Here is a 12,235-nt window from a genome sequence, read left to right as displayed (position 1 = left end):
TGTGCCACATAACAGCAATACCTTTGTTGTTATTCAATCAACTTTCCTGTGTATTCCTAATTACTTCTCAGCAAATATTTCCCCTCGGAGGGCACAATGAATCAACAACGCGCAGAGAATCTTTATTACTATCTTAGAGAACAAAATACACCACAAAAAGAAATGGATGTGGTCATCAAACAACTTATCGATAGTTATAATATAAATTTATATCCACTCGATCGTCGTTATCGTACTCGCATTGGATATTCACCTAATCGCTATGACATTAATAGCTATGGTACTGCGGGATCACGGACCATGAATCAAACCCGTGGTATGCAAAAAACACATTAATTAATAAACAATAAATACGTAATAAAAAACCCTAATACTTCATCACAGCTATTAGGGTTATGGCTTAAAAAGTCAGTTTTATGCTACATCATCCTTTAAGACGATCAACAATAAGTGGTACTAAAGATGTGTAAGTATACCAAGCTACCGCAACAATAATCACTGTCCACACAATACGAGAAACCCATTGTGTTCGTTGCATATGGCGCGAAGGATCGGGTTCACCACAATGAGGACAGAAATGTGCACGACGAGATACCGTACCATCACAAGCAGGGCAATCCGTTAAACGCTTAGAACGAGGCTTTGTCATAATTTCAGTCGCTATGTTGTCATTACCTGCATCTAAACCCAATGCAGGTTGGCTAAAATCAGGGGTATTCGCCAGTGGCGCTTTATGCCCAGAACGTTTTTCTGCGTGTAATGAAAATGATAATTCAGGTTTATTATTATCGTCATCAAGAGCAGAAAATTCAGTTGTCTTCACTATCGTTCACCATTTGATTAATTTCCGCACGCATAATACGCAATATTAAGGCAATAATCTCTATTTTAAGCCAGTATTCGTACAGTAATAATACGATACGATCAAAACAGATAAAACGTCATATCATCAATAATTATAGCTATTATGCTAAATGCCCTAAGCGGCATACATAACCCTTTGTAGCTTGCAATTTATCTGACTAATTACGCCTATTAATTAACCCCCATTTGGGATTTATATTTAATAATCGCTTGTTGGCAAAACTCACGTTCATCATCATCTTCAATGTTATTGGTTAGCTCAGCAAACGCTTCATAACCTACTTTGCCATTTTTAACTTTCCAAACAGTATAGGAAGCTTGCTTATCTAGTTCGATACGCATTCTTTCACTGTCGGATAATTGGGTTAAATTATACATATTATTCTCAAACTGCCTTTTTTGTTAATTCTACCCAAGATCATGACCAACAAGAACCTCTTTCAACATTGATTATTTTTATCATCAAAAAATGACCTTTACTCAATCTTATTCAATGTAATCCATTACATTTTTATTGCGATCAATTTTTTAATAACAGATAAAAAAAACACACCCATAAAAATAAAAACCTATATTATTAATTAGTTAAATATTGAATTCATTAATAATCGCTTAATTTTACATTTAAACAACTATAAAAAAGAAAACGATACCCCTCACAGTTTCAACAGATTTGGTAATCAATGTTGTTGATTAAATAAAATAGCCTGAATTTTGTGATCAAGATCTCAAGATTTGGATATTTTATTTCATAAACTACTACCATAAATTGAAGCACAAACTCTGCTTCTGATAACTCATAAACCTAGGAGCTCTTCATGGCTACTCCACATATCAATGCTGAAGTTGGCGATTTTGCAGAAACAATTCTAATGCCGGGTGATCCACTTCGCGCGCAGTTTATTGCAGAAACTTACCTAGAAGATGTAAAACGTGTATGTGATGTACGCGGCATGTACGGTTTTACTGGTACTTACAAGGGTAAACCTGTATCAGTAATGGGTCATGGCATGGGTATTCCATCATGCTCTATTTACGTTCATGAACTAATCAAAGATTTTGGTGTTAAAAACATCATTCGTATTGGTAGTTGTGGTGCTGTTCATGATGACGTTAAATTAATGGATGTTATCATTGCAATGGGTGCTTCAACTGACTCTAAAGTTAACCGCATTCGTTTCGCTAATCATGATTTTGCGGCTATTGCTGATTACCACTTATTAGAAACAGCAGTAAACCAAGCACGTGCACAAAATGTTGCCGTTCGTGTTGGTAATGTATTCTCTGCTGATTTATTCTACAGCCCAGAAGTAGGTCTGTTCGATAAAATGGAACAACTAGGCATCCTAGGTGTAGACATGGAAGCAGCTGGCATCTACGGTGTTGCAGCAGAGCTTGGTGCTAAAGCACTGACTATTCTAACTGTTTCTGATCACATCAAACGTGGCGAGAAACTAAGTGCAGAAGCACGTCAACATTCATTCAATGAAATGATGAACGTAGCATTAGAAACTGCAATCAATCTATAATTTTTATAACGGTAATACACCGTCTATAACGCTATAGAACAAGAGTGAAAAACATGTCTATTGATACGTTTTTCACTTTTTTTATACCTGCTAATATTTACCTCGCTCAATAAATTAATAATGTTAACAGTATCTCCATATCATTATTTCAATTAGGTATAATTACGCTTTCTTAAATACAATCAGGCAATGTTCTATGACTTTATCCTCGATATCTACCACTCTAGATCAATTGCCGCCGGCTTGTGATGATATTCAGTTCAATTATTGTAAAACTGTCGCTTGCGCTAATTTTAGTCGTACCGATCCTGATTTATATGTTCTACAAAATAGCAATCTTCAACGACCAGTTCTGATCTGCCGTGAATGTGGTGCTTTTCCTCCCGTACTCAGTAATTATGATGTTGTTGCAGAAAAACAACGTTTAAAACTAGAACAAAATAGTGGTTTAGCGGCATGTTCAAATAATGACTGCCTGCATAATGGATTGCCCGTTCTCACTAACCGTCAGTATTATCATGCTTTTGGTTTTAGCGGCGAACGTCAGCGCTATCGCTGTAAAGCTTGTCATCATACTTTTGTCGATCCTTGGTCAAGCAGTAATAATAAACACCAATTACAACAAAAATTATTAGCGTATTTATTTACGGGTTATACCGTACGGGAAATTTGCCGACGTCTCGACATGAATCCTAAAACCTTTTATGACCAATTAAATAATATTGCAGCGCGCTGTCGTCATCAATTAACGATTTTTGATGCCCGTTTAGGTAAACAATCACAAGATCGCCAGCTAGCAACCGATCTTACGCCATTGCAACCTCAAAGTAATAATGGCGTATTATGGATAGCAACGGCTGAGGTTAATTCAGGCTATGTCATAAGCCAACACGTTAATTACCAAACTCAATCAGCAACCACATCAGTTACACACCACGACGCCTATTGTAATGGCACTCGCTTTATTACCCCACATAACAACCATTACCCACAAAGCGCACCGCCGTTATCACAAGGTTTGCTCGCCCATATTGATACTACTTACCGTCAAATTTTAGCTCGTAAAAATATGGAAAATCCACTTAGTGGCCAAGTCACAATTCATTATCCAACCAAAGGGTGTTTGATTCGGCCGCAATACACGGTATATAGTCATTTTTTATATTTACGTGAGTTACTCAATCAAAACATTCCCACTTTAGCGGTGTTTATGCCGCAAGAAACCTTATTACGTTCAGCGTGTTTATCTGTTTTTATTGATCGTATTAATAACCATACTATCGACCCGCTTTATGTGGTTGAAGATCAGCAATGGCAACACGGACAGCAAATTGAAAAAATTGATATTGTCTTAATGGGATGGTGGCGAGATCGGTGGGCATTTAGTCGTAATAAAAGCGCCAATAAGGGTATTTGTCACCTTGGGGGTAATAAAAAAAATCAACAACACTGGTTAACGATTGCCACTCATCATGCAGCAACAGCTTATCAACAGCGTTTTTATGATCAGTTTAACCATATGGTTAATGAGCCACGACGTAAACTGCGCCCTGCTAGCTTATTACCATTATTGGATATTTATCGTGCTTGGCATAACCTTTGCCATCAAAATAAAGCCGGAATAACCCCCGCACAAACACTGGGCTTAATGTCTTCACCGATGACGCTTGAACAGTTATTACAATAACGAATTTCATTGATAAAAAACCGCTACAGCAAGCGGTTTTCATTAATTTATTTGTAAACTAGACAATAATCTATAAGTCTTTTTTGCATATCTTGCTTATCACTAAGCAATAGCATTGCATACACAATACAATTAACGTCATCGTAACAATAAATGATTTTAAGCCCAAATAAAGACCACCACTAAAATTAAGCCTATCGAAAACCATTTCTTGAGTAAATTTTCATTATTTAGTCTCACAAATCTAATCTGCGATAACAACCAAATACAAAAATACCTCCTCGATAGGCGGTATTTAACATCACAAATTTTATGCATACTAACAAATCTAACTCAAACAAACTTAACTCGTTATTAGACAAAAGCGTGTTATGGATACAGCTCTATTTGGGCTGGTAGGTATTAGGAAAAGTGAGGGTAATGTTATGTTCGACTGTTCAACATCACCCTTCATGATATTTGCTGGGTTTGTCCCACACTTCGGATAGGTGTCGGCTACGCGGCACATATCCTTATTTGTTAACTCTCTTTTTTGAAGAGTTTGCGAACATAAAATCGCACGATAGAAAATACATGGTATACCCTAGCTTTAATCTTGTTGTCGAATGTTTCTTTAAAAGGTACTAGATATCCAACTGAGCCAGTTCCCATATGAACAATATCAATGTCTCGCACTTTCAATAAGTGATAACCGTGAGATGTCTGAGTTGAGACCACAAACTTATCTGAGTCGACAGCGATCGGTTCATCGCATTCTATCTTTATAGAACAGTCAGCATATGCTTCTATTTCATATTCATCTTGAGTTTGAAATACAAGATCATCGTAATCCAACAATTGTCGTCTTTCGGGACGACAGTTGTTCTTTTGTGATACTTGAAATGTCACTTTCGTGAAGCATTTTAAGTACCTAATTTTTACAGGATAAGCTTGCCGATTTATAAAGTAGAGAAAAAATGTCGTAGAAGTTTTCTTTTTATGCACCAAGACTCTTTTTAGTTTTAACGGCTTGAGTCGACTTCGAGACCAAGCGATAAGGACTGATACAATCGCTACAAGAGATGCGACTGAACTAAGTACATCCACAAAAGACTTAAAACTCAAATTTCACCTCTGTATTGAGTTAATGCTCGAGAGAGCTAACAGCTTATTAGTAAGCATTCTTACTATCACGCAACATAATGCCCATAAATCCAGACAATTATAATCAATTTAACTCATAAATATAATTAGCTTGATTGCATTATTTTGTTTCAAAGTGTTGATTTAAAATGTAGAAAGTAAGAAATGTATTAGATCAGTCTGATTAATTACAAATAGAAAAATAAAACTAATCAAAAATCACGTTAATACGATATGAATGAGTAAAAGGTCTAACGCATAAAGGGGCAGAAACGTGTTACGTAACTTTGGCTAATAAAGGGCTGTATTGAACAGTATCCATCTATACCCGCATCACGTGATCGCACGTTCACGCACAACAGATAGGATAAGGAAGATTTAGATAGGCTTTATCACATAAAAAATGTTCACTTCTCTCAATGGCGTTATACCTTTCTTTCTAGCGCCACACTAACAGCAAGAATCTTTTTTACTCATATCGATAAAAATAGCTGTACAAAAAACAAACAGCTGTTATTATCTGTCTCGTTCTGTTGTTCAGGACGTTATTAAATGCAACACCAAGTCACAGTTAAACTTTTAGCTACAGCAACGTTATCGTTTTGTACCTCAGTGTTTCCCTTGTTTTGGCAGTAACATTAATAATTTAACCACTTAATACATCGCATTTTAGCGGTTAATTAATCATCTATATAAGGGGCATCACATGTCTAATCAAACAACTGGTCTAGTAAAATGGTTTAACGAAGAGAAAGGTTTTGGTTTTATTACTCAAGACAACGGCGGTGCTGACGTATTCGTTCACTTCCGTGCTATCGCTTCTGAAGGCTTCAAAACACTTGCTGAAGGCCAAAAAGTGTCTTTCGAAGTAGAACAAGGCCAAAAAGGTCTTCAAGCTGCAAACGTTGTAGCTATCTAATTTATCCTCGTTGATAAATAATAAAAATGCTGGCTATAGCCGGCATTTTTTATACCTGTTATTTAATCCATTCCCCCCGTCTTCTCTATCGTCACTCAACGACGCCTTAACTGAACTATCACCGCATTTACTGTTATTACATTTCTTCTTACATCCATGAGTAAATATTTATACCAATCCAATTATTACGTTATCATCGCTTAAAAGCATGAGATCCCTGATCATCCTCGCAAGCATTCGCTGTAGATAATGATATAAAAGGATAATAAATTAGATTATCAATTGGTATTGATGGATGTCATGTAACATTTACCCGCGGTTATTTAATAAAATAGTAACTTTTCATCATTAACAAGCCAGTACAAATGATCAACCTCCAGATCAAATGTTCAACCAGTGAAAAGTAAAAAAACACATCACATCAATAACAAAACAATAAATAAAATCTAAAACTGCTTTTATTGCGATCTGAATATGATTTATTCCCATTTTAAATTGACAAAAAAGCCAAAAAAGACAATTATCAAACCATCAAATGCTCTAGTGCATTCCATCCGCTCACTCGGTGAGCTAATGGTTATCATGAATATGCTTAGAGTAAGTATTAATTCTTTTGAACATGGTGGCATTTCAGGCTATAACTGATGCCACCATGACATAAGCCCTATACATAAGGTCGATCGATATGAGCACAAAATTAGAACAACTACGCGCACTAACTACTGTTGTTGCTGACACTGGTGACATCAAAGATATCAGCAAATACCAGCCTGAAGATGCGACAACAAATCCATCATTGATCTTAAAAGCAGCACAAATCGCTGAATATGCACCTCTAATTGACCAATCAATTGCTTACGCAAAAGCACAAAGCAATGATAAAGCACAGCAAATCAAAGATACTTGCGACATGCTTGCAGTCAACATTGGTAAAGAAATCCTAAATGTTGTTCCTGGTCGTATCTCTACTGAAGTTGATGCTCGTCTTTCTTTTAACACTGAAGAAAGCGTAATTAAAGCTCGCCACCTAATCAAACTTTACAACGATGCTGGCATCAGCAACGATCGTATTTTGATCAAACTAGCGTCAACTTGGGAAGGTATCCGTGCTGCTGAAATTCTTGAAAAAGAAGGCATCAACTGTAACCTAACACTTCTATTCTCTTTCGCTCAAGCACGTGCATGTGCTGAAGCTGGCGTATTCCTAATCTCACCATTTGTTGGTCGTATTATGGATTGGTACAAAGCGAAAGAAGGCCGTAGTTTTGAAGCACAAGAAGATCCAGGTGTGATCTCTGTGACTAACATCTATAACTACTACAAAGAACACGGTTACAATACAGTAGTTATGGGCGCAAGCTTCCGTAGCATTGGTGAAATCCTTGAGTTAGCAGGTTGTGACCGCCTAACAATCAGCCCACAACTTCTTCAAGAACTTGAAGATGCAACTGGTGTTGTTGAGCAGAAACTACTTCCAGCAACTGAGCTAAAAGCACGTCCTGCGGCTATGACTCACGCTGAATTCCTATGGGATCACAACCAAGAAGCAATGGCTGTTGAGAAACTAGCTGAAGGTATTCGTAACTTCGCAGTAGACCAAGGCAAACTAGAGACAATGATCGCAGATCGTCTTTAATCGCTAAGCACTATTTCAGAAAGCGGCTCCTAGAGCCGCTTTCTTAATTTTAAATTTACTTAATATTTTGGTGGAAACACTATGGAACATAAAATGTTAGCTAACGCGATTCGTGCTCTAAGCATGGACGGCGTACAACAAGCAAATTCTGGTCACCCTGGCGCACCTATGGGCATGGCTGATATCGCTGAAGTTCTTTGGCGTGGTCATATGGACCATAACCCACAAGACCCTAAATGGGCTGATCGCGACCGTTTTGTATTATCAAACGGCCACGGCTCTATGCTTATGTACTCGCTACTTCACCTAACAGGTTATGACCTATCAATTGACGATCTTAAAAACTTCCGTCAATTGCATTCAAAAACACCGGGTCACCCAGAATACGGCTACGCACCTGGCGTTGAAACAACAACAGGTCCTCTAGGCCAAGGTATTACTAACGCTGTTGGTATGGCACTTGCTGAAAAAGCAATGGCTGCACAATTCAACCGTGAAGGTCATGATATCGTCAACCACAACACTTACGCTTTCATGGGCGACGGTTGTATGATGGAAGGTATCTCTCACGAAGCATGTTCTCTAGCGGGTACGCTAGGTCTTGGTAAGCTAGTTGCTTTCTGGGATGACAACGGTATTTCTATCGATGGCGAAGTAGAAGGTTGGTTCGCTGACGATACTGCTAAGCGTTTTGAAGCTTACAACTGGCATGTAATCCGTCACGTTGATGGCCACGATGCTGCTGCAATCAATGCTGCTATTGAAGAAGCAAAAGCTGAAACAACTAAGCCTACGTTGATCTGTTGTAAAACAATTATCGGTTTTGGTTCACCAAACAAAGCAGGTTCTCACGACTGTCACGGTGCTCCACTAGGTGCTGAAGAAATTAAAGCAGCTCGTGAATTCCTTGGTTGGAACTACGGTCCTTTTGAAATTCCAGCAGACATCTATGCTGAGTGGGATGCAAAAGAAGCAGGTAAAGCGAAGCAAGCATCTTGGAACGAGAAGTTTGCAGCATACACAGCAGCATTCCCTGAACTAGCGTCTGAGTTTACTCGTCGTATGACTGGTGGTCTACCTGCTAACTGGGAAGCTGAAACAAGCAAAGTTATTGCTGATCTACAAGCAAACCCAGCTAACATTGCATCACGTAAAGCCTCTCAAAACGCACTTGAAGCATTTGGTAAACTATTACCTGAATTCATGGGCGGTTCTGCTGACCTTGCACCATCAAACCTAACTATGTGGTCTGGCTCTAAGTCAATCACACCAACTGATGCTTCAGGCAACTACATTCACTACGGCGTTCGTGAATTTGGTATGACTGCAATGATCAACGGTATGGCACTACACGGTGGTTTCGTTCCTTACGGCGCAACATTCCTAATGTTTATGGAATACGCACGTAACGCACTACGCATGGCTGCACTGATGAAAATTCAGAACATCCAAGTGTACACACACGATTCTATCGGCCTAGGCGAAGATGGTCCAACTCACCAACCTGTTGAGCAAGTATCATCACTACGTCTAACACCAAACATGAGCACATGGCGTCCATGTGACCAAGTTGAATCTGCTGTTTCTTGGAAGTACGCGATTGAGCGTAAAGATGGTCCAACATCTTTAATCTTCTCTCGTCAAAACCTAACTCAACAAGATCGTACTGCTGAGCAAGTTGCTAACATCGTTAAGGGTGGTTACATCCTTAAAGATTGTGCTGGTAAGCCAGAGCTAATCTTGATCGCTACTGGTTCTGAAGTAGGTATCGCAGCAGAAGCATACGCAGAGCTAACAGCTGCTGGTCGTCAAGTACGTCTAGTTTCTATGCCTGCTACTGATTTGTTTGATAAGCAAGATGCTGCTTACCGTGAAAGCGTATTACCAGCAGATGTTACTGCGCGTATCGCTATTGAAGCAGGTATTGCTGACTTCTGGTACAAGTATGTAGGCCTTAACGGTCGCATCATCGGTATGACAACATTTGGTGAATCAGCGCCTGCTGAAGAGCTATTCAAAATGTTCGGCTTTACTGTTGAAAACATCGTTAACAATGCTAAAGAACTACTAGCATAAGTGCTTATTTATAACGTGTGATTAATCGCACTTATATAATAAATCTAAAAATGGTCTAACAAATGTTAGGCCATTTTTTTATCTCTTTTTAATTCGATGCATATAGATTCATAATAAGATCTCATACCAATCCAATTAATTAAGTGGGCATCTTTCAAAAAGAATAGATTATCTATCACTCTCTCTAGTATTTATTGTAGGGATGACACAAAAAGACACTAAATTAGATCATATATTGGTTTTGATAGGGATACACAATCATCATTTTCTCTTCATTTAAACGGTGTCCACCATAAAAAACTAATTTCAACGGGTATCTGTAATAAATTTCACCGTATTAAAAGACAAAATTCTACTTGCTGCGTGATAAAAACCATCAAAAATCAGCCCTACATTCACTTCTTAAGCAGGATATATTTAGATTAGCGTTCTTTATCACTATAATTACGCCCATTTAGCTGCTGTAATTGACGCTACTTTTTATACTCATTTTATAGGTTATTATTTAACATTTACGTCACCCCATTCATCGGGTGGATAGAATATTTAGCTCTAAAGCCCATTAATCATAATAGCTAACTATTACTTAACAACAATACTTTTTAAAAACAAATAATTACTTCATTTCCCTTTAAATAAATCATTATTATTAATAGCTATGATTTCATTTTTATATACTAATATAAAAGTTCAGCGCCCTCTTTAATTAAATTCTTACATGACATTTTTTGCTTCTTATACCTATTTTAAATATTCATCAATTATCAAAAATAAAATGTTTGATTATAAAAAAGAATATTGTTCAAATTTAAAATAAGAGTAAATTAAATCCCATAGACAGACACCAACTTATTATTAACGCTGTTTATTGAAGGATTAAGATATGAGTCATAATAGCCAAGAACATAAAGGTTCACAAAAAGGTCACCAACATACTGCTGAAGCTGAGCATGAAAAAATGGAACGTCGTTACGGTGAAGAAGTAGAGCACAAGCATGACCGTGACCACCATGAAGTACGTGACCATGAAAAAAGCCATCCACATACTCAACATGGTGGCGATCCTAAAGGCCATAAACACCCAGAACAAACTCATGGTGACCACCATGAACATGACGAACATCGTCATCACAAAACTAAAGAGCATGATCATAAAGAATCATCTCGTGAGCATCACAAAACTTCAACTAAATAATTAATTATTTAAGTTTACGTTTTTATTAGTGATACTTAAAAGCCGATTTAATAATGGTAATAAATTTATTATCTATTTAAATCGGCTTTTGTTTTTTTATTTTAATAAAAATTTTATTTTATGTTTTATATTATTCTTTCAATAAATAAGGTGATATAAATTCAAAAACTTCTTGCTCACACAAACCAATACTCACCTCTATCCCCGCTTGCCTTAAAACATCAATACCTTTACCACTATTTCGTGGATCAGGATCAAGAGTTGCAACCACAACACGCTTAATCCCCTTTTCAACTAAAGTATGCGCACAAGATGGTGTACGACCAACAAACGAACAAGGCTCTAAAGTCACATAAGCGGTCACGTCACTTAATGGTAATTTATAATTGGCTAATGCCATTGCTTCTGCATGATGAAAGCCTGGCGGTTGTGTAAAACCTTCACTTACAATTTTCCCCTGTTTGACTAAGACACACCCAACAGGAGGATTCGGACGGCAAGCTGGCAATGCTTGATGTGATAATGCCAATGCCCGTTGCATAAAGCTGATTTCTTGCGCTAAATCTGTCATAACAACTTCACTTTAATGATCTCAGAACGACTATTCTATACTGAAATCACGCTTAACCGTTATGTTGAGACCATGAATGATATATGAATTAGCAACTCACCCTCAATTCAGGTGCTGTAGGATTAAATGCCCTCACTGAATAACATGAGGTTTTTCATGAAACGATTAATAATAACCTTAGCTTTGTCGCTGTCACTGCATTCATTATCGGCATTAGCATCAATACCACCCAGACCGAATCCGTTGGCTACTCAGCATATGATTGAATATATCGATCATACTCATCAACTAACAGCAACAGAAAAAATTCAAGCCGATGTTGTACGTGCAATGAATATAAATAACTATTTACAGATCAATTCTCACAAAGATCCACATTTAGAACAGCGAGAAGTCACACTTCTCCCTAAGAAAAAACACACCAGCGTTTACCAAAGCCGCAGTTAGTGCACACCATCACGAAGATAATCAAACATTATCTTTTCCGCTGAAAGTTACATTCGTCCAGCTTAAAATTGCATCAACTGGCTGGACGAAATTGTCATTTCTACATTATTGAGACGTAAAATACCTTATAATCATTATTTATATGCTTTCTAGCTGTAATTAGTGATAAATTAAGTAAAAAATAGCGCC

The 12,235-nt window shown here is 37.5% G+C and carries 12 protein-coding genes; 8 read left to right on the top strand and 4 right to left on the bottom strand.

Annotated features, from left to right (window positions below; translation table 11 throughout):
• Window positions 1-96: 96 nt before the first annotated feature.
• Complete coding sequence (locus tag C9J51_RS02865) at window positions 97-336, top strand: hypothetical protein (RefSeq protein ID WP_045035436.1); 240 nt, start codon at window positions 97-99, stop codon at window positions 334-336.
• 88 nt (window positions 337-424) lie between these two features.
• On the opposite strand, the gene C9J51_RS02860 is transcribed toward C9J51_RS02865, so the two are convergent.
• On the bottom strand, window positions 425-823 hold the full coding sequence (locus C9J51_RS02860; protein WP_231579342.1) for a hypothetical protein: 399 nt from the start codon (window positions 821-823) through the stop codon (window positions 425-427).
• A 212-nt stretch (window positions 824-1,035) separates the two neighbouring features.
• Window positions 1,036-1,242, bottom strand: a complete 207-nt coding sequence (locus tag C9J51_RS02855) for a DUF3283 family protein (protein ID WP_045035435.1) — start codon at window positions 1,240-1,242, stop codon at window positions 1,036-1,038.
• Between the two features lie 440 nt (window positions 1,243-1,682).
• Here C9J51_RS02855 and deoD point away from each other — a divergent pair, with 440 nt between their 5' ends.
• The gene (gene deoD / locus C9J51_RS02850; RefSeq protein ID WP_045035434.1) at window positions 1,683-2,393 is read left to right on the top strand and encodes a purine-nucleoside phosphorylase; all 711 of its coding nucleotides are present in this window, start codon (window positions 1,683-1,685) and stop codon (window positions 2,391-2,393) included.
• A gap of 196 nt (window positions 2,394-2,589) precedes the next feature.
• Window positions 2,590-4,080 (top strand): lactate dehydrogenase, encoded by a 1,491-nt coding sequence (locus C9J51_RS02845; RefSeq protein ID WP_045039797.1) that lies wholly within the window; start codon window positions 2,590-2,592, stop codon window positions 4,078-4,080.
• A 519-nt stretch (window positions 4,081-4,599) separates the two neighbouring features.
• On the opposite strand, the gene C9J51_RS02835 is transcribed toward C9J51_RS02845, so the two are convergent.
• A complete protein-coding gene (locus C9J51_RS02835) occupies window positions 4,600-5,064 on the bottom strand; it encodes a hypothetical protein (RefSeq protein ID WP_107274850.1) in 465 nt (154 codons plus the stop codon).
• A gap of 844 nt (window positions 5,065-5,908) precedes the next feature.
• Between C9J51_RS02835 and cspE the strand changes: the two genes are divergently transcribed.
• From cspE to C9J51_RS02815, 4 genes are all read left to right on the top strand, one after another.
• Window positions 5,909-6,121, top strand: a complete 213-nt coding sequence (cspE, locus tag C9J51_RS02830) for a transcription antiterminator/RNA stability regulator CspE (RefSeq protein ID WP_045028318.1) — start codon at window positions 5,909-5,911, stop codon at window positions 6,119-6,121.
• 685 nt (window positions 6,122-6,806) lie between these two features.
• Window positions 6,807-7,757 carry a transaldolase gene (tal, locus tag C9J51_RS02825; RefSeq protein WP_045035433.1) on the top strand — a complete coding sequence of 317 codons (951 nt, stop codon included), beginning with the start codon at window positions 6,807-6,809 and terminating at the stop codon, window positions 7,755-7,757.
• A gap of 81 nt (window positions 7,758-7,838) precedes the next feature.
• On the top strand, window positions 7,839-9,833 hold the full coding sequence (tkt, locus tag C9J51_RS02820; protein WP_045035432.1) for a transketolase: 1,995 nt from the start codon (window positions 7,839-7,841) through the stop codon (window positions 9,831-9,833).
• A gap of 883 nt (window positions 9,834-10,716) precedes the next feature.
• Window positions 10,717-11,028, top strand: coding sequence for a cation diffusion facilitator transporter (locus C9J51_RS02815; RefSeq protein ID WP_045039795.1), 312 nt, complete (start codon window positions 10,717-10,719; stop codon window positions 11,026-11,028).
• 130 nt (window positions 11,029-11,158) lie between these two features.
• On the opposite strand, the gene C9J51_RS02810 is transcribed toward C9J51_RS02815, so the two are convergent.
• Window positions 11,159-11,599 (bottom strand): bifunctional diaminohydroxyphosphoribosylaminopyrimidine deaminase/5-amino-6-(5-phosphoribosylamino)uracil reductase RibD, encoded by a 441-nt coding sequence (locus C9J51_RS02810; protein ID WP_045039794.1) that lies wholly within the window; start codon window positions 11,597-11,599, stop codon window positions 11,159-11,161.
• 156 nt (window positions 11,600-11,755) lie between these two features.
• Between C9J51_RS02810 and C9J51_RS02805 the strand changes: the two genes are divergently transcribed.
• A complete protein-coding gene (locus C9J51_RS02805; RefSeq protein WP_107274849.1) occupies window positions 11,756-12,046 on the top strand; it encodes a hypothetical protein in 291 nt (96 codons plus the stop codon).
• The last annotated feature ends 189 nt before the right edge of the window (window positions 12,047-12,235 follow it).

Origin of the sequence: Photobacterium iliopiscarium (assembly GCF_003026395.1) — a bacterium.
In the GTDB taxonomy this organism is placed as follows: domain Bacteria; phylum Pseudomonadota; class Gammaproteobacteria; order Enterobacterales; family Vibrionaceae; genus Photobacterium; species Photobacterium iliopiscarium.
Note: the sequence above shows the minus strand (reverse complement) of the source record. Positions and strands in the feature narration are given on the sequence as shown.